The organism is Paenibacillus sp. SEL3 (genome assembly GCF_054602585.1).
In genome coordinates this window covers 1830515-1853941 of record NZ_CM137725.1, presented here as the reverse complement: position 1 = coordinate 1853941, position 23427 = coordinate 1830515, and the positions used below count along the sequence as shown (strand labels likewise).

The 23427-nt window shown below is 46.1% G+C and carries 22 protein-coding genes, 1 tRNA gene and 1 riboswitch; of the genes, 13 read left to right on the top strand and 10 right to left on the bottom strand.

The genetic code is table 11. The features are described 5' to 3' along the window. Positions 1-247 precede the first annotated feature (247 nt). Both rph and ACYCS5_RS08625 read left to right on the top strand, forming a co-directional pair. Positions 248-1009, top strand: a complete 762-nt coding sequence (gene rph / locus ACYCS5_RS08630) for a ribonuclease PH (protein WP_013311675.1) — start codon at positions 248-250, stop codon at positions 1007-1009. Beyond that, the gene (locus ACYCS5_RS08625) at positions 1009-1641 is read left to right on the top strand and encodes an XTP/dITP diphosphatase (RefSeq protein ID WP_165148721.1); all 633 of its coding nucleotides are present in this window, start codon (positions 1009-1011) and stop codon (positions 1639-1641) included. Before rph ends, ACYCS5_RS08625 begins: the two co-directional genes overlap by 1 nt. A gap of 95 nt (positions 1642-1736) precedes the next feature. On the opposite strand, the gene asnB is transcribed toward ACYCS5_RS08625, so the two are convergent. After that, positions 1737-3581: an asparagine synthase (glutamine-hydrolyzing) gene (asnB, locus tag ACYCS5_RS08620; protein ID WP_165148724.1), complete on the bottom strand. Its 1845-nt coding sequence runs from the start codon at positions 3579-3581 to the stop codon at positions 1737-1739. Between the two features lie 163 nt (positions 3582-3744). On the opposite strand from asnB, the gene ACYCS5_RS08615 reads away from it, so the two are divergent. Further along, entirely contained in the window at positions 3745-4104 is a 360-nt protein-coding gene (locus tag ACYCS5_RS08615) for a hypothetical protein (protein WP_013311672.1), read from the top strand. 324 nt (positions 4105-4428) lie between these two features. Here ACYCS5_RS08615 and ACYCS5_RS08610 read toward each other — a convergent pair whose 3' ends face one another. Further along, the gene (locus ACYCS5_RS08610) at positions 4429-4722 is read right to left on the bottom strand and encodes a DUF4870 domain-containing protein (RefSeq protein ID WP_134903061.1); all 294 of its coding nucleotides are present in this window, start codon (positions 4720-4722) and stop codon (positions 4429-4431) included. Positions 4723-4896: 174 nt separating this feature from the next. On the opposite strand from ACYCS5_RS08610, the gene ACYCS5_RS08605 reads away from it, so the two are divergent. Continuing rightward, positions 4897-4970: transfer RNA gene (locus ACYCS5_RS08605), tRNA-Arg, on the top strand. Positions 4971-5437: 467 nt separating this feature from the next. After that, entirely contained in the window at positions 5438-6340 is a 903-nt protein-coding gene (locus ACYCS5_RS08600) for a PhzF family isomerase (RefSeq protein ID WP_459760937.1), read from the top strand. A 151-nt stretch (positions 6341-6491) separates the two neighbouring features. On the opposite strand, the gene ACYCS5_RS08595 is transcribed toward ACYCS5_RS08600, so the two are convergent. After that, the gene (locus ACYCS5_RS08595; protein WP_165148727.1) at positions 6492-7835 is read right to left on the bottom strand and encodes a 6-phospho-beta-glucosidase; all 1344 of its coding nucleotides are present in this window, start codon (positions 7833-7835) and stop codon (positions 6492-6494) included. A gap of 171 nt (positions 7836-8006) precedes the next feature. On the opposite strand from ACYCS5_RS08595, the gene ACYCS5_RS08590 reads away from it, so the two are divergent. The 4 genes from ACYCS5_RS08590 to ACYCS5_RS08575 all read left to right on the top strand — a co-directional run bounded on the left by ACYCS5_RS08590 (position 8007) and on the right by ACYCS5_RS08575 (position 11268). Next, entirely contained in the window at positions 8007-8981 is a 975-nt protein-coding gene (locus ACYCS5_RS08590; RefSeq protein ID WP_165148729.1) for a LacI family DNA-binding transcriptional regulator, read from the top strand. Between the two features lie 240 nt (positions 8982-9221). Next, positions 9222-10616 (top strand): helix-turn-helix domain-containing protein, encoded by a 1395-nt coding sequence (locus ACYCS5_RS08585; protein WP_165148732.1) that lies wholly within the window; start codon positions 9222-9224, stop codon positions 10614-10616. A gap of 231 nt (positions 10617-10847) precedes the next feature. Continuing rightward, complete coding sequence (locus ACYCS5_RS08580; RefSeq protein WP_176715706.1) at positions 10848-11009, top strand: aspartyl-phosphate phosphatase Spo0E family protein; 162 nt, start codon at positions 10848-10850, stop codon at positions 11007-11009. Positions 11010-11073: 64 nt separating this feature from the next. After that, the gene (locus tag ACYCS5_RS08575; RefSeq protein WP_459760936.1) at positions 11074-11268 is read left to right on the top strand and encodes an XRE family transcriptional regulator; all 195 of its coding nucleotides are present in this window, start codon (positions 11074-11076) and stop codon (positions 11266-11268) included. Positions 11269-11542: 274 nt separating this feature from the next. Here ACYCS5_RS08575 and thiE read toward each other — a convergent pair whose 3' ends face one another. From thiE to ACYCS5_RS08545, 6 genes are all read right to left on the bottom strand, one after another. Beyond that, positions 11543-12244, bottom strand: coding sequence for a thiamine phosphate synthase (gene thiE, locus ACYCS5_RS08570; protein WP_459760935.1), 702 nt, complete (start codon positions 12242-12244; stop codon positions 11543-11545). Then, positions 12241-13071, bottom strand: a complete 831-nt coding sequence (gene thiD / locus ACYCS5_RS08565; protein ID WP_459760934.1) for a bifunctional hydroxymethylpyrimidine kinase/phosphomethylpyrimidine kinase — start codon at positions 13069-13071, stop codon at positions 12241-12243. Before thiD ends, thiE begins: the two co-directional genes overlap by 4 nt. Beyond that, on the bottom strand, positions 13068-13910 hold the full coding sequence (gene thiM / locus ACYCS5_RS08560; protein ID WP_459761301.1) for a hydroxyethylthiazole kinase: 843 nt from the start codon (positions 13908-13910) through the stop codon (positions 13068-13070). Before thiM ends, thiD begins: the two co-directional genes overlap by 4 nt. Positions 13911-13984: 74 nt before the next feature. Beyond that, complete coding sequence (gene tenA / locus ACYCS5_RS08555; RefSeq protein ID WP_459760933.1) at positions 13985-14674, bottom strand: thiaminase II; 690 nt, start codon at positions 14672-14674, stop codon at positions 13985-13987. Between the two features lie 136 nt (positions 14675-14810). Then, a riboswitch (TPP riboswitch) is annotated at positions 14811-14913 on the bottom strand. Positions 14914-15091: 178 nt separating this feature from the next. After that, positions 15092-16045 carry an AEC family transporter gene (locus tag ACYCS5_RS08550; RefSeq protein WP_459760932.1) on the bottom strand — a complete coding sequence of 318 codons (954 nt, stop codon included), beginning with the start codon at positions 16043-16045 and terminating at the stop codon, positions 15092-15094. 73 nt (positions 16046-16118) lie between these two features. Continuing rightward, positions 16119-17840 (bottom strand): NAD-dependent malic enzyme, encoded by a 1722-nt coding sequence (locus ACYCS5_RS08545; protein WP_459761300.1) that lies wholly within the window; start codon positions 17838-17840, stop codon positions 16119-16121. Between the two features lie 398 nt (positions 17841-18238). Between ACYCS5_RS08545 and ACYCS5_RS08540 the strand changes: the two genes are divergently transcribed. The 4 genes from ACYCS5_RS08540 to ACYCS5_RS08525 are packed head-to-tail and all read left to right on the top strand — an operon-like array spanning position 18239 to position 22711. Next, positions 18239-19360: a glycosyltransferase gene (locus ACYCS5_RS08540; protein ID WP_459760931.1), complete on the top strand. Its 1122-nt coding sequence runs from the start codon at positions 18239-18241 to the stop codon at positions 19358-19360. Between the two features lie 4 nt (positions 19361-19364). Continuing rightward, complete coding sequence (locus ACYCS5_RS08535; RefSeq protein WP_459760930.1) at positions 19365-20630, top strand: polysaccharide biosynthesis protein; 1266 nt, start codon at positions 19365-19367, stop codon at positions 20628-20630. Beyond that, entirely contained in the window at positions 20614-21840 is a 1227-nt protein-coding gene (locus ACYCS5_RS08530; RefSeq protein ID WP_029518375.1) for a glycosyltransferase family 4 protein, read from the top strand. The genes ACYCS5_RS08535 and ACYCS5_RS08530 overlap by 17 nt, the downstream gene beginning before the upstream one ends. Further along, positions 21800-22711, top strand: coding sequence for a glycosyltransferase family 2 protein (locus ACYCS5_RS08525; protein WP_459760929.1), 912 nt, complete (start codon positions 21800-21802; stop codon positions 22709-22711). The genes ACYCS5_RS08530 and ACYCS5_RS08525 overlap by 41 nt, the downstream gene beginning before the upstream one ends. On the opposite strand, the gene ACYCS5_RS08520 is transcribed toward ACYCS5_RS08525, so the two are convergent. Further along, positions 22679-23386, bottom strand: coding sequence for a response regulator (locus tag ACYCS5_RS08520; RefSeq protein ID WP_069011050.1), 708 nt, complete (start codon positions 23384-23386; stop codon positions 22679-22681). The genes ACYCS5_RS08525 and ACYCS5_RS08520 overlap by 33 nt on opposite strands. Between the last annotated feature and the right edge of the window lie 41 nt (positions 23387-23427).

Genomic DNA, 23427 nt, shown 5'->3' with positions numbered 1-23427 from the left:
ACCGAGAAGATTGGATGAAGCTAGGGACTGAGTAGCGGAGCGTAGACAGATCTACGTGAGCAACGGAAGGCCCGGCTGAATTCAAGATTCGACGTTGAATCCGCTTCTTGATTAGCTTCGTCATGGAAAGACGACTTTTTGAACAACCTCTTTAAGGGCGGGAATCGTCCTTGGGGTGCTTTTGCCTGCACACTTTGGTAAAATAAACATATAAGAACAGGTTGCATACGACGTAGGAGGAAAAAGCATGAGTAGATCTAACGGACGAAACGGTGATGAGCTGCGCCCGATGAAATTGACAGCAGGAGTAAATAAATACGCGGAGGGCTCTGTTTTTATAGAGGTTGGCGAGACGAAAGTCATTTGCACGGCTACTGTAGAAGAACGCGTCCCCCCCTTTATGAAGGGACAAGGAAAAGGCTGGGTAACCGCAGAGTATTCCATGCTTCCGCGTGCGACTCATAGCCGTAATCAGCGTGAAGCTGCGCGTGGCAAGCTGACAGGCCGTACCATGGAAATTCAGCGTCTGATTGGAAGAGCATTGCGTTCGGTGGTCAATTTGCAGGCGCTTGGTGAACGGACGATTACGTTGGATTGTGATGTCATTCAGGCGGACGGCGGAACACGTACAACCTCAATTACCGGTTCTTTCGTAGCGTTGGCGATTGCGGTCAATAAAATTGCTACCCAGCACAAGCTGCCTGTTTTTCCGATTACCGATTTTCTGGCTTCCGTCAGCGTAGGGGTTGTAGGTGAAAAAGCGTTGCTGGATCTGAACTATGAAGAGGATTCCAAGGCCAAAGTGGACATGAATCTTGTCATGACTGGCAGTGGAAAATATGTCGAGCTGCAAGGTACAGGTGAAGAAAGCCCATTTGACCGTAACGAGTTGGATCAACTGCTTAGCTTGGGCGAACAAGGGATTCTGCAAATGATTGAGCGCCAAAAAGAAGTACTTGGACCGATTGCTGATAAGATCGGTGCTGGACGTACAGGAGCTGGCGCCTAATGCAGCTGGATGGCCCGGTCGTCATTGTCGCTACGAAAAATAAAGGAAAAGTGCGGGAATTTGCGCATGCTTTTGCGCCGTTTGGCAAGGAAGTCAGAAGCATGTACGATTATCCCGACATTCCTGATGTCGTTGAAGATGGCAAAACCTTTGCCGAAAATGCACTGAAAAAAGCAAAAGCGGTTGGAGATGTGCTCGGATTGCCCGTGCTGGCCGATGATTCAGGCCTCTGCGTGGACTTGCTGGACGGTGCACCGGGGGTATACTCTGCCCGTTATGCTGGAGAAGGTGCCAGCGATCACGAAAACAATATCAAGCTGCTCGACGTTCTGGAATCGAAGCAGCTGGGTGATGATACGGGACAGCCTTTGCTAAGCCCGGCTCAATTCGTCTGTACCTTGATTCTGTATAATCCGCAGACTGGCGAGACGCTGGAATCGACAGGTTCCGTGGAAGGCTGGATTACTACTGAAACCGCCGGCAGCGGTGGGTTTGGGTATGATCCGCTGTTTTATTTGCCAGAGTTTGAGAAGACAATGGCCGAGCTGACGTTGGAACAAAAGCAGGCTATCAGTCACCGAGGGATAGCTCTGCGTAATTTGGCAACAAAGCTGGGTAATCCACAGGCATAGCTTGGTAGCAGGGGCGAAATCATCCCCCATTCACATAACGAAAAAAGGCTATCCGTCAGTCATGAGCTGCGGATAGCCTTTTTGGTATTTTTAGCTTATCGAATAGCTACCTTGTAAGTGCGCAACCAGTTATCCACTTGGGCCAAATAGGCAAACAACTGCGGACCCGACATCAGTTGACCAAACCAAGGCAGATTGGTGGATGCCTCCGGTGAGGCGGCAATATCGCGTACCTTTTGCGCATCAATCAGCTTGAGCAGTGGGGAAGAGGAGTCATCCAGCAGCTGCAGCGCCTGCTTTTTCACAGCCTCAAGGTAGGAAGGGTTATGCGTTTTTGGATATGGGCTTTTTTTGCGATACAGCACATCATCCGGCAGTACACCCTCAAGCGCCTTGCGCAAAATACCTTTTTCACGTCCGCCTGTCATCTTAATGCTCCACGGAATGTTCCATACATATTGCACCAATCGATGATCGCAATACGGTACCCGCACTTCGAGTCCGGCTCCCATACTCATCCGATCCTTGCGGTCCAGTAGAGTAGGCATAAAGCGGGTGATGTTCAAATAGGACATAACGCGCATTTGCGCAGCTTTTCCTGTTTCTCCTGGTAGCTTCGGCACTTCTCCTACCGCTTCGGAGTAGCGGTCGTTCAAATACTCCAGCGGCTTGATCCAGTCCCGCACTTCGGGAGACAACAGACTGGCTCTCATGTCAGGAGCAACTGCCCACGGGAATGTACCCGAATTCAGCATATCCTCCCGGTGGAACCATGGATATCCGCCAAAAACTTCATCCGCAGCCTCGCCGGAAATAGCGACCGTAGCCCCTTTTTTAATCTCCCGGCAAAAGAGATACAGCGACGAATCCACGTCCGCCATTCCGGGTAAATCCCGCGTTAGCGTGGAGTTGTTCAGAGCTGCTACGACTTCTGGCGTATCGAATTCAATCCAGTGATGATTTGTCCCTAATTCATCCACCATCCGCTGAATCCAGGGGGCATCGGCTCCGGGTTGAAACGCATGGGCTTTAAAATGCTTGTCGTTATCCACATAATCGACCGAATACGTATGAACTTGTCCCTGCCTGGTACGTTTGTAATAATCGACAGCTAATGCGGATAGAGCGCTTGAATCCAGCCCGCCAGACAATAAGGTGCACACCGGAACATCCGAAATGAGCTGCCGCTCCACCGTATCCAGCAACAGTTCTCGTACCTTAAGCGCCGTTTCTTCGGTGTTATCCTCATGCGCAATGCTTTCCAGTGTCCAGTAGGCTTGAATGCGCACGCCGTCGCGGCTGTAAGTCAGCGTATGCCCGGGGCGTAGCTCCTTCATAGACGAATAGACGCCGTGTCCGGGGGTACGTGCAGGACCGATGATAAAGATTTCGGCCAATCCCTCAGCGTCCACTGCTGCTTCTACCGCTGGATGCTGAAGCAGTGCTTTGGGTTCTGAGCCAAATACGAATACTTCTTCGGTCTGGCTATAAAATAGCGGCTTCACTCCCAGCCGATCCCGTGCCAGAAACACCTGCTCCCGCTCACTATCCCAGACCGCAAACGCAAAAATGCCGTTTAACCGATTCACACATTCGGGGCCCCATTCGATATAGGATTCGAGCAGCACCTCCGTGTCGCATTGTGTACGGAAAAAATGCCCGCGCTGTTGCAGCTCTTTTTTCAACTCAGGCGCGTTATATATTTCCCCGTTATATACAATCGTATAAGTGATATCCTCCAGCTGCCGGATCATGGGTTGAGCGCCATTTTCCGGGTCCATAACGCTCAGTCTTCGGTGTCCGAAGGCACACGGATTGGATATCCAGGTACCCGCAGCATCTGGTCCGCGATCGGAGAGCGTTTGTGTCATATTCAGCAGCAGCTCAGATTGATGCATTAAGTCTCCGTTCCACTGTATGAAACCTGTAATTCCGCACATGTCTGTTCATCCTCTCTTTATCGTGTTCATCCAGTGTTGGAATGAATCAAAAACTAAATCCCCAGTTCAACAGTATATATGCCGAAAAGAAGCATAAAATGTCTGTCCGTTCCGAAAACTACTGATGGGGCAACCCGTCTACTCGCAAGGAAGGAGGAAGACCATGTACTACATCAAGGATGCCAAAATCCGCCGCTTCACTGAACTTGACGGAGTGCGTTGCGCTGAGGTAGAGGTGCGGCCTGGTGCCGCGGATGACCCGGAACTGCTGGTCTATATCACGGCCAAGGATCAGACGGATGGTCAGCATGACTATGACATGGTACGGATCATCCGCAATGACGCCGATCTGGAGCTGGATTGGTACGACAATAACCTGCATTCGGCATTTGAGGAAGTGACAGACAAGGCTTTTACCGATTCTACACACATTACTGCTGGTGAGGAGCGAGAGAAGTTCAAAAAAGAATTGCTCTCCTATGGGCAACTCAGTACAGAGTTCGCCAAGGAGTTCGGGGCATGAGGATATGGTGTGCTATGCCTCGGCTTTTGTTGATTTGGGCCCCGGCGCCATCGCCGGATCAGCGTGAAAGGAGGGGGAAATCATAGACGGCAAAGCGAATTATAAGAAAAATAAAGGCAGCAGTTATATTCATAACAATGAGTTTGCAGAAGAAGTGCTGGAGAAAAACGTAAGACATGAGGTACGTAGAAGCCCTAAACGCTTTGGGAATAAATAAGCAGCCATAGCCATTGAACTAAATAGGAACAGCAACTCATCAAAAATAACCCTAAAGAAGCCTCTGTATCCCGCCAAGTTTGCGGAATATAGGAGGCTTCTTTTGAACTAAGCCGCTTCACGCAGCGTCATAATTCCTTTGTAGATGTTATACACAAAAACCCCGAGATAGACCACTACGAATAGCAGTACAAACCCGATCACTGAACCTGCATGATTCGCCGTTATAATAAAATACACTAGCGGAATCGCCGCAATAATGGGGAAAATATGCGATAAAATAGCTTTTTTTGCATGTTCCTGAACATATTCGTCCCGTACTGCAATCCACACAATGACAGGCACTAGAAAAGGTGCGAAGAAAATGCTGAAATAACAAAGTGACGACAAAAGACCTCTCACGGATTAACCCCTCCTTTATGCATGGTTCTTTGTACATAATACCCCGTTAGCGTCCAAATGATTCCTTTTGCAGCCAGCTTCCCAATATCATAAAAAAATGATTTTGACAGTTGCCCGAAATGTGATATAATAATCAATGCGCTGAATACATAAGGTTTTATTGATCACCATCTTGTCCCAGTAGCTCAGCTGGATAGAGCAACGGCCTTCTAAGCCGTCGGTCGGGGGTTCGAATCCCTCCTGGGACGTCGAAGAGTTCAGATATGTAAAGTTTGAACGAAATTGAAAATGCTTCAAATCCTTGATATATAAGGGTTTGAGGCGTTTTTTCTTTTATTGGGGTTACGATAGAAAACGTTAGAAAAAAGGTGTGATTAATACACCTGTTTACACAAATTATACACACGATTTTTACACGCTGTGCACCTCTTGTTTTATGAATTGAGTTACTCAACAGGCGTGGCAGAATCTAAAAGTATCTATAATCATAAAAGATTTATTCCATTTTTAGATAAGGATTGAGAAGACCATTTCAGCTAACTGCGGCTTTAGTTTAATAACAATCGTCCATAAAAGAGCGCGATTCTATAATAAGGATCAGTTCGTTTTCATTAAAGGGCCATATTATATCTTTTAATTTAAGTGAAACTGCCTAAAAAGTATGTTAATATCAGTTTTAACAGACAGACAAACTAGTATTTATAGAGGCGAAATTATGGAAAAATATAGAATATATCAAGTAGACTCATTTACAAAAAATAGATTTCATGGTAACCCTGCTGGGGTTGTTCCAAACGCAAATGGACTTACAGATGAGCAGATGCAGAGAATTGCAAGAGAATTAAATAATTCGGAAACTGCATTTATTTTTGAAACAGATTCTTCAAATTATGATGTTGAAGTAAGATTTTTTACTCCAACAACAGAGGTTCCAATTTGTGGTCATGCAACAGTAGCAGCGCATTATATTTATGCAATTGAGAGAAAAGCTGAAACTGGAAGAATTATTCAAAAAACAAAAGCAGGTATATTGCCTGTTGATGTTATAAAGTATGAAGATGACTATTCTATTGTAATGACACAGGGAGAACCTTCTGTATCAGAGCCTTTAAATGATGAAATAAGAAGTCAGATTGCAAATGCGTTAGGTATTTCTTGTAAAGATATTTGCATGGAATATCCAGTTGCAATATCTTCAACAGGTCATTCTAAGGTAATGGTTCCGATTTACTCCAATGAAATACTACATAGTTTAAAACCTGATTTGCAGAAGCTTACAGAAATCAGCAAGCATATTGGATGTAATGGATATTATGTTTTTACATTAAATCCACAAGAGGATATATTGGTTCACGGAAGAATGTTTGCTCCTGCAATTGGAATAGCTGAAGACCCGGTGACAGGAAATGCAAACGGACCGCTTGGAGCCTATTTGGTACACTATAACATTTTGCAAAATGAGAATGAGCAGTCTTTTGATTTTGATATTTTACAAGGTGAGGCAATCAAAAGAGAGGGAACAATGCATGTTCATGTGAAAAAGGAACAGGGAAAACCCGTATTAGTTCAAATTACGGGGAAAGCGGTTATTGCTTTTTCAACGGAGATCATACTTTAAAAAAGTTATCAATAATCTTAATGACGGATTGTCAAGCCAAGTACAAACCAATAACACCAATGTCCCAGCAAGTACTCCTGGGACGTATAGCAAAAAGCTTCCTACATGTAGGAAGCTTTTTTGTGTTCCAGCAGGATGATTGCTGCTAGCTTTATACCGTCGCCTTCTCCTTATGAGCAAAGAATTGAGGTAGATGCTCTTTGTGTGCTTCTAGTAATTCATCCAGTACGGTTTGAGCAATGTCACCACTTGGTACGAGCGGATTCAGGGTGAAGGCTTGCAGTGCTGTTGCATAGTCACCGGTGACCGCCGCTTCAATCGTCAGCTCTTCCATTGCCTTCATCACTTGCAGCAAGCCCCGCTGGGCAGGTGGGAATTTGCCAAAGTTGACAGGTTCGGCACCATGAGCGCGAATGACACTGGTCACTTCGATGGCGCTATCATAAGGAACATCATCAATCGCCCCATTGTTACGTGTACTAACTACCATCAATGTGCCTTTGTTGTTATAAATGGAATTAATGATCTCACAGGCTGCATCGCTGTAATGCGCACCGCCGCGTTTGGATAGTTCCTCTGGTTTGTAATCCAGATTCGGATCTTTATACAATTCAAACAGACTTTCTTCCAGACGTTTGACCACTTGGCCCCGAGTTCCTTCGTTTTTGGCTTCCTCTAATTCTTCCTTGAGCATGTTATCCGTCATATAGTAATACCGATGGTAAGGACAAGGCAGCATTTTCAATTGACGAACTTGATCATACAGAAAGCGCATGTTCTTAATATTTTCTACGACTTTCTCTGGCTTTGCGCCCGGAGCGTACAGTCCTTCAATAACTTGCTCTGTTAATTCGACCCCTGTTTTGTCATAAACTTTGTGCCAATGAAGGTGGTTAATGCCTGCAAATTTAAAGAATAGCTCTTCTTCCGGTTTGTCCAGCACAGCCGATGCACTCTTGATCGCGCCGATTGGAACATTACATAATCCGATGACTTTATCCCACTGACCATAACGAAGCACGGCTTCGGTGACCATACCCGCAGGGTTGGTAAAATTAATTAACCATGCATTCGGACACAGTTCTTTCATATCTTCGACGATACTGAGGATAACAGGGATGGTACGAAAAGCTTTGAACATCCCACCGGCCCCATTAGTTTCCTGACCGATCATGCCATGTTTTAACGGAATACTTTCATCCTTAATCCGGGCTTCCAGCAAGCCTACCCGAAATTGGGTCGTTACAAAATCAGCGTCCTTCAACGCTTCCCGGCGATCCAGGGTCAAATGTATCTCACAATCAATGCCTGCGGCTTTTACCATCCGTTTGGCCATGGCGCCTACGATCTCCAGTTTTTCACGACCTGCCTCAATATCTACCAGCCACAATTCCCGAATGGGAAGCTCTGCATAACGTTTGATGAAGCCTTCTACTAATTCCGGTGTATAGCTGGAGCCTCCGCCAATGGTTGCAATCTTTATGCCTTTTTTCATAGTTAGTGCCTCCTAAGTATGTTTTGTAAACCGCTTTCTTAAGCACAAATTCACTGTAATCCCTGTAATGCATTACAGGTCAAGCGCTTTTGAAAAACTTATTTTGGGAAGGTGACAATTATAGGGCGGACACCACGAACATGCTAAAATAGAAAGAACGAGGTGAGAAAAATGGCGAATATTCATGAAATTGCAAAGCTGGCGGGGGTATCCTCGGCTACGGTGTCCCGTGTCATTAACAACCATCCGTACGTAAGTGAACCGACAAGACAGCGTGTGCAGGAGGTCATAGATCGACTGGATTATGTTCCTAATCTTAATGCGGTATCTTTAAAAAAAGGCATGACCAAGCTCATAGGGATTATTTCACTTTCTTTTAATGATTCATTGGGTTTATTTGTGCGCGGATTTACAATGTATGCCCAGGAGCATGGCTTTAATATAGCGCTGTTTATTACCAATGGGGAGAAGGAACAGGAGCTTGAAGCGCTGGAAATGTTGCGGAGAAAGCAACTGGACGCCTTGGTCTGTATGATTCGCGTTAATGAGTGGAGTGTGATTGAGCATTATACAAAATATGGCCCGATTGTGACCTGGCAGCGTGTAAACATTGAGGCAATCCCGTCTGTATTTATGGATCAGTATCAGGGCTATACGCTGGCATTGGAACATTTGTACACCCGAGGATATCGGAAAATTGTGAATGTGTACGGCAGCATGCGTGGGTTGAATACAAAAGAACGCATTCGAGCTTATCATGACTTTTGCGAAAAATATGATTTGGACGCTGAGGCCTTCCCGCATTTTTATGATTTAAATTCAATAGAAGCTGGTGAACAAATAGCTCATTGGTGGGCAGAACGAGCACCAACAGACAGGCCGGACGCCTTCGCCTGTTCTACCGATTATTTGGCAGCAGGTCTTTTGACTGAAGCGCGTAGGCTAGGTGTTTCTGTACCGAGTGATTTTGCAGTAGTAGGCTTTGATAACACCGAAATCTCGCATTTGCTTGATTTAACTACGATTCATTACCCGATAGACAAGCAAGCTGAGAATGCGTTCATTATGATTCGAAATGCCCTCGAAGGGCTGGATGAAACGATACATCATCTGGAATTCAAATTAGTAGAGCGAGCGACCACCTGAATTCTGAAAGGGTTGTGTTTCAAAGCTTCTCAATGAAAATGATGGAGGTGTTCACCCATCCATTGTTACAAATATTTAAATGCTAATGAATATATGAATTAATGTGGTATTTTCACCTTTTTAAGGGGTACTAATAATGTGGATATTAACTAAAGCTCATTGACGTATGTTAAAATTTGGACAATAATTTGAGATGAGATTATAAAAATTTGGTGTTTTTATGTGAAGGGTGGTTATGACTTGGGACATACACCTACGATCTTAGATAAGTTTGAGAATTTTTTAAAACAAAACAATTTGACTTTGGCGCAATTTTCCGAACATTCAGGTGTTCATCAAAGAACACTTAATAATTGGATTGCCAAGCATCGTCCTGTTGCTATACATCAGCTAGATCGAATCACTTGGGCTATGGGACTACCAGAAGGTTTTTTTTACGAACTATACATAGATAACTACATCATTGAGCGTTCCCCAGATTGGCGGCGAATTGAGCCGTTGTTATTTCGCTGTGCGGAACTGGACAAGTTACATGCGATCCAGCTTGTAGTGGCCCATATCATGGACAACCTCCTTTATTCCCCGAAGCTATTCGATGCGGCAGAAATGTTATTCGCACAAGGTCAGCGTAATGCTGCTTTGTTACTCTATGAGGGGATTGCGGAAGGCGAGAAGTACCAGCACTCTGAACGCTTGGCTATCTGTCAGTATCGTCTGTTTACGATTCAGGTGGGGAACGATCAGATCCGAAATCTCAAGGCGGCTACTCGATTTGAACCCTTTGTCGAACGTCTGGATGAAATAGATCAACTTGATGCGTTGAAGGATCTAGCGAATGTGTATCGTTCATTACACGAGTGGGATATGCTTTATGAAACAGCTCAAAAAATGAGACATAAAGCGGAAATTTATTATTCTATGAAACAACGGCAGAAGAAGCAAAAGAGTGAGGAGTCTTATATGAGGTTAAGTCGTCCCATATTTGTTTACATTACCTATGCTGATTTACTGTGTGCTAGTGTATGTGAAGCCCAAGGCAATTATCAGCAAGCTTTACAGTTTACATATGCCTACGCAAATTTAGATTGGGTGATTGAGACAGACGAGGAAACTCGACACTGGATCAACTTGTACGAGCATTGGGCAGTAGGTAATATCTTTGTAAATAAACTTCTGTCTGGGGATACCAGTGTGCTTCCAGATTATGTTGAATATATTGTAGCTACATTAATTACTAACGAAGATGAAAAGCTCTCAATGCTGTTGAACATTATAATAGCGGCTAACCGATATGCAATAGATGTTGATGATGTACTCTCACGTTTTGAAGTGGAGTTTAATTCTTTTGATCCAGCATCTACTGATATGTACACACATCAAGTTGTACCAGAACACATAACGCTTTTTAAATATGAACTTGCTAAGTATTACTTGAATAGAGGTAGCTACACGCATGGCTTTAAATACTTGCTAGACGTTTTATCTAAATCATTAACCATTAATAAAGAAGCTTTTTTTATTAGGTGCATAAGACTATTTGAGAAGTTTAAAGCGTTTGCAGATGTTAAGGCCCATATGAGGTACGAAAGTTTAGTGAGCGAAGGGCAAAGAGAAAGAACGTTTTATTATTGGTAGTAGTATCCTTTTATTCATGTAGGATTAAGATCCTGTATGTAAATATTATTAATAGAAACTAGAGCCTCTGCTCCACTTTATTAGTGGAAACGGAGGTTTTTTGCATAGATTTAGGGACGCCCTTATTTATGAAAACTTTTGTGATATTCTCTTTTTGTTAGGCGCATCATCCGAAAAACCAAAAAACGTCTTTTTATTCTAAAATGTGACATAGAGGAGGGGATCATACTGATGAACCAAGGTGTGACTTTACTTCGTGTCGAGAGAGCTAGGAGGAAACTGTACCAAGTCCAGAAAAAGTATGGATTTTTAACACACCCCAAAGTAATTGAGCAATCTAAAAGGTTGGATTACCTGTTGAATCATTACCAAACATGCAGATCGAATCATTAAGCTCTGGTGTATTACATGTTGCGTAATACATGATTCCAAAAACTAAAACTTGGAGGTAGTGATGTTGAATCATCGAAATTCTGTAACCCCTTTTGGATGGGAGATCAAGCAAAAACTGCTCGAGAAAAGAATGGATCAGAAAACTTTTTGTAGTACATATCATATTCCAGCTTCCAGATTGTCAAATCTCATTCATGGGACACGCAAGGCTACAAGATACAGAAAAAAAGTATCCGAATTGCTCGGAATTGAAGAATAATGTATTATTTCTATTTTTGAAACGACTCTGTCTGAACATAAGTATTAATTAAAAGCGACTTATGCCATCGTGTTTCTTTTGAGATAAATAAAAATAGGATAATTCCGAATAAGATCATAAACATAATCAGTTCTACGATCGTATCGGTTATAATACTGGTCTTATATAAAGTCTCGACAACCTAAGAAGACGATCTGATTAATCAGATCGTCTTCTGCTGGGTATGAAACGAGAAATTATTTAGTCAATCGAAACAATTTGCTATGATCCATCTTTATCTTTTATTAAATGATTTTTGGGACATCTCTCGATTTTTGATGCCTAGCACTACCTTTTTCTTTAATTCCTTGACCGCGCCTCTAACCTGCTCTGTCTGTGTCACGGCTGAAATCACCGCCACACCATCTGCACCTGCACGTGCGACTTCCTCAACACGGTCGACTGTAATACCTCCGATTCCAACAATCGGCACATCAATTCCCGCTTTACGCATCTCATATAAAATTGCTGGCCCATGTACAGCATGGGCATCATCCTTCGAGAGGGTAGGATAGATTGGCCCGACGCCGAGATAATCAGCACCTTGCAGAATGGCTCGACGTGCTTCCTCAATGGTATGGGCAGAGACGCCTAGAATTCGATTTCCGATTCGCTCGCGGACGGTTTCGGCGGATTCATCATCCTGACCGATGTGAACACCGTCGGCGTCGAGTTCAAGAGCCAGCTCCACATCGTCATTGATGATGAAGGGGACACCAGCATCGCAGCACAGGTTCTGTAGCTGGCGCGCAAGTTCGAACATAGGGACGCCCGTTAACGCGCCATAGCCCTTTTCCCGGAACTGGACCATAGTTGCACCGCCAGCCAGAGCCTCCTGCACGACCCAGCCTGGTTCCGCGAGGCAATTCACGCTTCCAAGCACCAGGTACATCTGTAGCTGGCGGCGCATCACCTCGGGCAACATTCTGCCGCTCATAGAAGCATCTCCTGACGACGACGGAAGGCCCAATGATTGGTGGGCCCATGTCCCTGTCCAAGCTGCAAAGATTCCTCAATCGCCGCCTGGATGAAGGCTTTGCCATTCGAGATAGCCTCCGGTACAGACATCCCTTTCCCTAATTCTGCGGTAATCGCTGCCGAGAAGGTGCACCCAGTTCCGTGTGTATGGACAGTCCGTACTCGCTTGCCGCTCAGCTCTGTAAAGGCGGTTCCGTCAAAGAGCAGGTCAACAATCTGTCCGCTGCTCTCGCTCTCGTCAGCGTGGCCACCCTTGATCACAACGAATTCTGATCCCATACTGCTAATATGTCTTGCAGCCTCGCGGCGATCCTCCATCGTACGGATGCTGATCCCTGTCAGGGCTTCCGCCTCCGGAATATTTGGTGTAACGACCAGGGCCAAGGGGAGCAGTTCGTCCTTCAAAGCCTGCACCGCCTCCAGTTGCAGCAGTTCAGCGCCTCCCTTGGCAATCATCACGGGATCGACGACGACTTTTTTCCAGCCGAACTTTCGGATCTGCTCGCTCACAAGACGGATGATACCCGCATTAAACAGCATGCCAGTCTTCAGGGCATCCACTCCAAGATCTGATCCTACAGCTTCGATCTGTTCCGCTGTTGCTTCCTGTGGCAGTGGATATACGCCGTGAACCCCCAAGGTGTTCTGTACAGTAATGGCCGTAATAGCTGACATGCCGTATACGCCAAGCTCTTGAAAGGTTTTGAGATCGGCTTGAATTCCGGCCCCGCCGCCACTGTCCGAGCCGGCAATCGTCAGTGCTCTGGGTACACGAGTGTCTGTCATCGCGCACCACCTGCTGTAGTTGTTCCGGCTTCACGGACAGTGACATGCCCCTCCAGCGAACCAGTATGTAGTTTGGCGAGCTCGTCGAGAAAGGCAATCTGGAAGCTGCCTGGCCCTAGCTCTGCGGTACGTGCTGCGGCTCGGGAAGCTGCTGCACTGTAAAATGCCAAGCCTGCTGTACCTGCGAGCAGCAGGTTGGGTTCAACAGCTGCAAAGGCACCTAACACAGAGGTCAGCAGGCAGCCTGCTCCGGTTACCTTCGTGAGCAGCGCGTCTCCGCCGCTTATCATTCGTGCTTCGGCCCCATCGGTGATGACGTCTTCTTTTCCAGTGATGACAACCATTGTATTGAGCGCTCGAGCAGCCCGAATTGCCAGATCGACATGGCCGCTGTCAGCACTGTCACCAGCATCTACGCCTTTAATCTCACGCGCTTCTCCGACAAGATGGGCAACTTCGGCTGCGTTGCCCCGTACCAATGAGATTTTGACTTTACTCAGGATTCGCAGTGCCGATTCAGTTCTAAAGCTCGTTGCTCCCGCACCGACCGGGTCTAGCAGGACCGGAACACCGTGTGCATTCGCCGATTGTCCAGCAATGATCATGGCATCCACCAGTTCGCGGTTCAGCGTACCGATGTTTAACACGACGGCGCCTGCTATTTTGGCCATATCTGCTACTTCCTCGGGTGCATAGGCCATCACTGGGGAGGCTCCCAATGCATACAGGCCGTTGGCGGTAAAGTTGGTGACTACCACATTGGTGATATTGTGAACGAGGGGTTTGCTATTTTGTACCTTCGTTAGGAGATCCGAATAACTTTTTTCCCATGTACTCATCATGATTATCCTCTCTATAGTTGGTGGTTCAACAGGACATTAACCGTACTTCACGCATCGAATTGACAGGCTGACTATTCCAAGACCGCTGCCTGCATCTGGACCGGCCATTCTTCCTGCTTATAAGCCATGTCCCAGAACTTATATTCCAGCTGGCAGCTCAGTATAAAATGCTCAATCATCCGCTCCCGCTCAGCAGCCGTTGCCCCTTCCGCCCAAGCATCTACACGTTCTCGGAACTTGAGTGTTGTATCATCAAGCTGGTCTCCATAGAAGCCCATCCATTCATAGAACGGATGGGACTTATCCGGCTTTACTTCATCTAGCAGCCTGCGGCCAATCTCGGCATACGTCCACATACATGGCAGCAGCACAGCCAAGATCTCGCCCAGGTTGCCCTCATGCGCAACCGTCAGCATGTGCCGGATATAGTGATGAGCCGACGGAGCGAGCGAATATCCCTGCAATTCTTCATAGGTCACCCCTGCGACAGCACAGAAATTTTGATGCGGGTGAACCTCGCTGTGGAGAATAAAAGAGATTTGTTCATTAAATACAGCCATGTCCTCCCGATTCGTGCATTTGGAGATTGCGATGCCGTATATCCGCATGTAGGCGTTCAAATATTCAAAGTCCTGTTTTACATAGTGAATCAGCTGTCCCCTTGTCAAACTTCCTTCAGCAATACCTCTCACAAAGGGATGCTCAAAAATCGCTTGAAAAATGCCGTCCGCCTGCCGACGGAGTTCTTGTGTAAAACTCAATTTCGCCACCTCCATAAAATTGAAGAGCAAGAAGTCCTGTAAGAATATAATTCCGGAACAACGCTAAAAAGCCGCCCCAGAAAAATGGAGCGGCTTCAACAATAGGCCCAATACGCAAAAAACGCTTGAAACCTTATATACGAAGGCTCCACTTTCCTACGCTAGTACGAACTAGATCAGGTTCAAAGGGTCCAAGATACGTTCTTGTCTCAGCCATAGCGGCTCCCCTAGTGGACTTCTATTCTTTTGACTATTACTGTACATACGTTCATACGCTATGTCAAACATGTCTATCTGGTCAAGGGCCAAACGACAGAGCTGAAGTTCGCTTCCGAGAGGGAAAAAGGCGCTGGAGAAGATCAGTTCCGTCTACACGAAGGAATTCGCGGCAGGCTCCAATGTCTAAATAATCAGCATTTATACCAATAGAGAAATCAGTACTGGGAGTGTAACGAGCGATATGACAGCACTGATGACAAAGGAGGAGGCTGTTTCTGATTCCAGGCTTTCAAAACGGGTGGCGATCATAGCAGCGACTGCTGAACCCGGGAAGGAAACGAGCAGAACTGCCTTCACAGTATCTGCAGACGACAGACCGCATAGGTAGGCGATCAGCAGCATTAATAAAGGCTGTACAATTGTTTTTAACAGTGCGATGGCAAAGGCACTTACACTAAAACTAATGTTGCGTACGCCAATGGTCACTCCGACAGCGAATAAAGCGGCCCCGGACGTAATGTCTCCGATTTGATTCAACGATTTGTTCAACAAATCCGGTGAATGGAAGCCGAACAAGGTCAAAATTACACCAATCAGTGGAACCAGCGCCAGCGGTTCTTTTAATCCATGAAGAATGGAGTCCCAGATTAACCTTCCGAGGTGACCGTTCCGTTCTTTGCCTGAATTCCTGCTGGCTACGGTAGCTATAATGGTAGCCGCCGGGTCAAGGACGGCATTGACTACGATCCCGGTAAGCGCAATCGGAATGGCGACAGCAGCGGAACCGTAGATGGCTCCAAGCACAGGAATACCCATAAAAGCAAAGGTAGGCTGTGCCGAGTTCAAAGCAAACATGGCGGCATCCTTCACTGACTGCTTCCCCGCAAAGCGGGACAGTAGAAGGAGAACGGCAAAAAAGCCGACAATGCCAATGAACAGTGCCAGCAGGAATGGCCATTGCTCGATGAGTGCTTTCCTGTCCGTTGTCGTGATACCGATGAATAGATGCGCAGGCAGTGCAAATTTGGTAACGAGCGCATTTAAGGCCTTGGAGGAAGAGGCATCAAAGCTTTTGTAATGCCCCGCTAACCACCCTAAAATAATAACGAAAAAAATCGGCACCAAAATGTACAAGATATGTCCGACACTCATAGATTGATTCTCCTTGCTTGAACTGACGTATTCTGCCTGTCTGAACAAGGCAATCCCTTTCCTAAATGGAGCATTAGTGAGGGTGATGTATTACGCTTTCCACTGCTTTGACCTTGACATATTCCGGTTTCCACATTGCATCCCGTATAGCTTGTTCAACATCTGAAATGTGTGCCTGAGCTACCTGATCCTGAATCGCTGCTTTCGCTACCGCAACCGCAACAACGTACGAAACATCACGTAATTTTTGGATATGAGGGAGCAACGCACCGCCAGGCTTATTCGAATCTACGCCATTGGCAACGGCATCTGCTGCGGCTGTAAACATCGCAGGGGTAATCCTTTTGGCTTTAACCACAATCGCACCCAGACCCAGTCCCGGGAACACAAAGGCATTGTTCGCCTGTCCAATTTCAAATTTCGTACCGTTATAAGTGACGGGGTCAAAAGGGCTTCCGGTAGCAATTAATGCCTTGCCATCGGTCCACCGTATTAGATCCTCAGGTATAGCTTCTGCAAGATTTGTAGGATTGGACATGGGCATAATGATCGGGCGTTCTACATGCTTCGCCATCTCTTTGATGATCTCTTCAGAAAAGGCACCTGCTACTCCAGAAGTTCCGATTAATAGGGTAGGCTTCACCTGACGGATGACCTCCAGCAGCGGTATTTTGCCGTCATCCGACCGCGTCCATGAGCTGACTTCCTCTTTTTTACGTACATACGGTTTCTGATATTCCAGTACATCTTCCATATCGTCCGTTAACAGCCCACGGTAATCAAAGGCCCAAAAGGACTGGAATGAATCTTCCGCGGAAAGGCCGTCCTCGATCATAGCGCCCCGAATTTGGTCAGCGTTACCGACCCCTGCTGCTCCTGGGCCGAAGACAAGTACCTTTTGCTCACGCAGCGGAGTCTTGGTGACACCCACCGCCGAAAGAATTGCAGCCAAGGTCACCGCTCCTGTACCTTGTATATCATCGTTGAAGGTGAGTATACTTTGACCGTATTTTCCTATAATATGGCGTGCATTTACGCTACCCACATCTTCCCAATGTAAAAGCGCCTTCGGGAATTGCGCTAACGTTTTGCTGATAAAAGTATCAATAAACTGGTTATAGGCTTCTCCGCGAACCCGTTTATGGCGGTTTCCGATGTACAGTGGATCATTCAGCAACTTTTCATTATTCGTACCTACATCCAGTACAATGGGCAGCACCCGCCCGGGATGAATGCCTGCCGCAGCCGTATACACTGCAAGTTTGCCAATAGCAATGTTAATCCCCCCGACACCCCAGTCCCCAATCCCCAAAATACTTTCGGAATCCGTTACGACGATCAGGTCCACATCCTCGCCGCTCAAACCGGAATTATAGAATGCTTGTCCAATACCGTTCGGATTATCTATCGACAAATATACGCCCCCAGGACGGTTGTACTCGTGACTGTATTCTTGAATCGCAGTTCCTACGGTCGGCGTGTAGACTACGGGCAGCATTTCACTCAAATGATCGGTTAGTAGCCGATAGTAGAGGACGACATTTCGGTTGTGGAGGTCGTTGAGAGAAGCATTTTTACGTAGCATGGTAGGTTGTGCGAGAAATTGCTGATATGCTCGTATGCTCTGTTTCTCTAATGAAAGGACGGTGGGAGGAAGGATTCCTTCCAAACCCAGTTCTTTGCGTTCTTCTTCTGTAAAAGCGACACCTTTGTTCAAAAGGGGATTTGCTAACACATCCTTTCCCCGCAATGGAGTAGATAATGACCCATCGCGATTGACATAAAAAGCTTCCATAGAAAGACCTTCTTTCTTTTCATTTTCATGATTATTCATGACGAAAGATGACATGTTGTCCATAGTATAGACATGCGAATCTGGTTTATTCATCTATCTTTCTATGACAAAATAACCATATTCATTTCTTTCTGTTGATCTAATAGGACTAACCTTCGATATGGATTCGCTAAACTAATACTAAGGATTTTGGTTCTAGTGAACCAGGTCTAAATACTCTGTTTTTATCAAATATAAAAATCAGTTTTTCTTCTCTTATTCCCTTATATATCATGGAGTGTCAGCTATTTTGTTAAGAAAATATGAAGTATTTGGACATTAATTTAATCCCTATAAACAAACATTTTTAATTCTTTTTCAACAAAATAGAACTATTCGGAGGAAAAGGAGAGGTTTGTGTGCAGGGACCTATAGCCATTTTTAGCGATAACGACAGGGCTATTGATTATCCCAAGGTGATTTGTTTTTACCAGTATATACAGTGCGAGGACACGGAGACAGCTTCAGTCTACGAGAACGCATGTTGCTGCCTGATTGATTATAGGGAGCCGGGGCAAGCGGTGCGGAAAGCCAATCAGATCCGTAGCCAATTTCCGCAAATGCCATTGTTACTGGTGACGGATGTAACATTTCCGTTCAGTGATCAGCATATGGTGCAAATCACCGGAGTAGGCCGTTTGCGGCTGCTATTTTGGCAAGCCAATGACACCGAAGAAATACTTTCGGAAATTCAAAGCTTGCTCTATCCCGAGTATTCGACCAAAAGCCAACATATTGCATTTATCTTGTCTGTATATAACGAAGAGCAACGTTTTGTTCATGTCAAAACCTTTGCTGAACGACTGCAAGCCTTTATCCGTAGCCATATTATTGAAGGTTCGATTTATCTCATTGATGATGGCAGCCACGATGGCACCCATGCCTTGATTAAAGCGCTGGAGGCAGCAACGGACTTATCCGTAAACCGGATTAATCAGAATCTTAGTCCGCTGCTTCAAACAAGGGAATTGGGACGCAATACACGTAAGGCAGGGACGTATCTGGAAGGGATGCGGACCATTGGTGCGGATTACTACGTATTTGTGGACGCGGACGACTCCTTTTTTATTGAGGATATTGCCAGAATGATTAATGTTGTTCAGCAGGGCTATTATGATGTCGTGATCGGAACCAAGGATATGACCGCCGAGAATCGATCTTTATTGCGATCCGTTGTCAGCTTTGGTAAGCGGGTTATTTCCCGTCCTTTTTTACCCACAGGTGTGGTGGATTCCCAGACTGGGCTTAAAGTGATGAGTTCGGTTGCAGTGAAGCGGATGTTTCCGCATTTAAAGGAACAGCTCGGACTGGCGCTGGATCTAGAAATGATGTTTATTGCCAAGCGACTCCAGCTTCGTGTGCTGCAATTACCCGTCAAATGTATTGACCGGGATGGCTCGCACATCCATGTCTGGAAAGATTCCATTCGTTTTTTACGCTCTATCATTGATATTTGGCGACTGGATCGGAGGGTGAGATAACAACGTGAACAACCGATTGCGATCGTTGATGTTTCCTCTCTTTAATGTGCTGCTTAACGGATTTAATTTTTTCTTCCACATTGCAGCGAGCTGGTATCTTACCGGACAAGCCTATGGTCAAGCGAATGCGCTGCTGGCCCTCTTTGCACTGTTGTCCGTTTTGGGCTTATCCATCCAGCTATTGACCGCCAAGCTGGTATCCAAGGGTGACAAGATGCTTGCGCTACGTAGCTTACCGCTCGGTTCTCTATTACTAAAAGCACCTTTGGTGCTAACTGTGCTTGCCATGATCATTTTACTCATGTTTCATCCGTTATTGCGCTCGCTTTTAGGCGTCGATTCCGCCCCGCTATTCATGCTGTATGGCTTGATCGGCCTACATATTTTGGTGAGTTCGTGCCGTGGAGATTTACAGGGTAGGGAACGCATGTTGGCGCTCAATGTGAACTATTACATTGAAGTAATAGGGAAGCTGAGCTTGTTTTTTGTTCTGGCTGCACTGGGGTTAAAGCTGGAAGCCCTACTATTGGCGAGCTGTGGGGGAATGTTGCTGTCGCTACTCCACGGCTGGATCGTTTCGGCTCGTGGCTTGTCCTTATTCACAACCAGTGGAGAACATATCCCTTCTGGGCTATGGAAGTCATTGGGTCAGGATTTCACCGATAGCCTTATGACGAATTTATTCATTTTGTTTTGTATCTCTATCGACATGTTGTATGTACAGCATTACTTTCCCGAGCAGGCCAGCAGCTATGCCATTGCGCTGAAGTACAGCCAGTTGGTCTATTACGTTTCGTATAGCCTGATTGCTGCCTTTATTCCAAAGCTCGGTGCGCAGGGGCATGACCGCCAAGCTTTGGGCAAGTTGATTGCCGTCTATGCCGGATTAATGGCTGTAGCTGCGATCTGTGTATATGTGGGCACGACCTTTGTGTTCCCATCCTCTATACCCATATTATTCGGAGCCTCTTACCAATCGGCCGAGGCCTATATTCCATGGGGGGGATGGGTGTACTGGTTATTTTCCATCGTGCTGTTTTTTGTGCATGTGCACGTATTGGTGGGCAGACGCAAATTTATGTTCAGTCTGATGGCAGGAGCCGCGGCTTTATTAGTAGCCTTTCATATTGCCCACACAGAGCCGGTAGATTTCTTGCTATCTGAGTTCATGGTTTACGGAGCTATGGCTCTCTACTTTGTGATAGACGCCTATGTGCATTTGTTCAAAATAAAGATAAAGGGGGATGTACCCCATGAATACCATACATGAACAGGACGGTAAAACCGTAGTTCTATTGCTGTCCTGGCGTGACATACGTTCACCTAAAAGCGGAGGAGCAGAAATTTTCACCCACGAAATGCTTAAACGCTCACAACAAGGCCGCTTCCAGTTCATTCATTTTTCACCCCAATTTGAGGGGATGCCTGAGCATGAAATTATCGACGGTATTACGTATATTCGAAAAGGAAACATATACAGTGTTATTTATTATGCGATGCGCTATTACCGTCGTCATCGAAGGAAGATCGACTATGTGATTAACCAGGCGAATACGCATCAATTCTTTACCCGATTTTGGGTGGAGGCATCCAAGCGGATTTTTTTCATACATCAGCTAACAAGGGAAATATGGTTTGAGAACGCCAAATTCCCGCTAAATGTTATTGGGTTTCATATGGAACCCTTGATGCTTAAGCTGGCTCGTAAGGATCGAACGCTTACGGTATCTCCGTCTACTCGGTATGATCTACTTAAGCTGGGCTTTCACCCGGATCGTGTTCATCTTTTACCGGAAGGCATTGAGTTTGATCATTGGCCGCGCGAACAATTTTTAACGAAGGAACCTAATCCGACCTTCATGTACGCTGGGCGCTTCGTCAAATATAAAGGCATTGATCTGGTCGTTGAGGCCTTTGGGCAGCTCAAGGAAAAGTTCCCTCAGGCTATGTTATGGATTGCCGGAAAAACCGATAAAACCTATGTGGCAGAACAATTGTTGCCGATTATGAAACGGTATGGATTAACATACGGAGAACCGGATGAACAGGGGCAATCGCAAGCTGATATTACCTTTTACGGATTTGTTTCAGCAGAGCATAAGCTGGAGCTGATGAGTCGTGCCCACGCGCTGGTGTTTCCTTCCTTGCGTGAAGGTTGGGGGTTGACAATTACCGAAGCGGCAGCGGTTGGAACGCCCAGCATTGTCAGCAATTCACCGGGTCTGGTGGATGCAACGGATTTTGGGAAGAGCGGATATCTATGCTTTCACGGCGACATCCGGGGATTATCTGAACAAATGGAAAGAGCAGCGAAGGGCGGCGAAGATTACATGGCCATCCGTGAGCGGGCGTATCAATATGCGTTAAGATTCCATTTTGATCATACGGCTGCTGCGTTTGAGCAGTTGATGGAAGATTGGATAGAGGAGGCGGAACAGAGTGGACAAAGTGGTCATTCTCTTCTCCACGTACAACAATGAACGGACGATAGAGCCTTGTTTGCGAAGCTGTATGGGGCAAAATTACAAGGATCTGCATATTGTAATTGCTGATGATGGCTCCAATGACCGGACCGTCGAGACGATTCGTATGCTGTCGACAGGGAGCGCAGTACCCGTAACGGTATTGGAGCTTCCCCATGGGGAGCGGGGAGTCGCTAGGGTTAGAGCGGTTGAGGAAGCGAAACGCTTGGGTGCCGAATACATATTTGTATTGGATTCCGATATGATTTTAGCCGAACATCTGATTCAGCAGAGCATCGACTTTTTTGATGATCATCAGGATATTGGCGCTTTGGTCGTTCCGGAGGAGGCGTATTCGGAAGCGAATAATTTTTTTTCAAAAGTGAAAGTTTTTGAGCGAAATGTAATTAACAATGCGGGTGAGACCTTGGGAAAACGCTCCATTGAAGCGGCACGCTTCTGGCGAATGAGCGCTTACGAATCGACGGGTGGGTTTAATGCGGAGCAGATTGCTTTTGAAGAAATACAGCCGACCTTACGTTATATAGAGTCTGGTGGAGTCATTCGCCGGGCGGTATTTACACGGGTATATCATGATGAAAAACAGGTGTATCTGCACGATGTATTACGTAAAAAAGCCTACTACTTTTCAGTGATGGATCGTACGATGTCATCTGAAGAGGGCGGATTACGAAAGGCACTGGAACGTTGGTATTTCTTCCGTCCGGTGCTGTATACGTGGGGGAATTTGAAAAACTATATCCGTCACCCGTTGCTGACGATGGGGATGTTGTGGATGTATGTATGCCTAACTGTGATTGGGGTAGCCGCCGTGTTAAAGGGCGGCACCCGTCACTCAGGCGATCTCGCTAAGGCGGATAAGGCGTAACGATGAATGTCCGAGGGTCAGCGTATCCAGCGTGTACAGGTCGGGATCGGAAGATTCCGACTCCTCATACGGTATGTATAATGAATGCGTGGTTAACTGAATACCTTCCCCGTCAGGATGACGTAGTGAGCGCCCAACAGGATACAGCTCAGCAAGTGCAATGTGTACAGCGGTTACGATATCTTGTTCATTCAGCAGCACATAGGGTCGGTACGGAGCATTCAAAATGCTGTCTATAAATACTGACAGGTCGGAAGCTACGTTCTGGTCTGCTGCATGCAGGCTGTTTCGATTGAGTTTGGCTTGATCAAGCGCCTCATACAGTATTTTTTTTAGCGTATCATCATCCAGCTCCAGCGGTTTCGTCAAAAAACGGAACACACCGACTTGATTAATCGCCGATAAAATGGACTGCGTATGCAGGTGACCAGACAAAATGATTCGTACGATATGTGGATAATCTTTCTTAATCATGCGAAGGAAGGTAATCCCATCCAGACCAGGCATGAGCAGATCGGAAACGACCACATCAATCGGGTGCTGTTCCAGCACTTGTAGGGCTTCTTTGGGCGTGTGAGCGGTATGTAAGGTGAATGCTTCTTGCGTCAAGGTCCGTTCAAGCAGGGACAGAACCATAGGGCTGTCGTCAACAAATAGAATGTTTTGGGGTGTCATAAGAACTGCGCAACTCCAATCAGGAAGTAAGAAATGAGGAA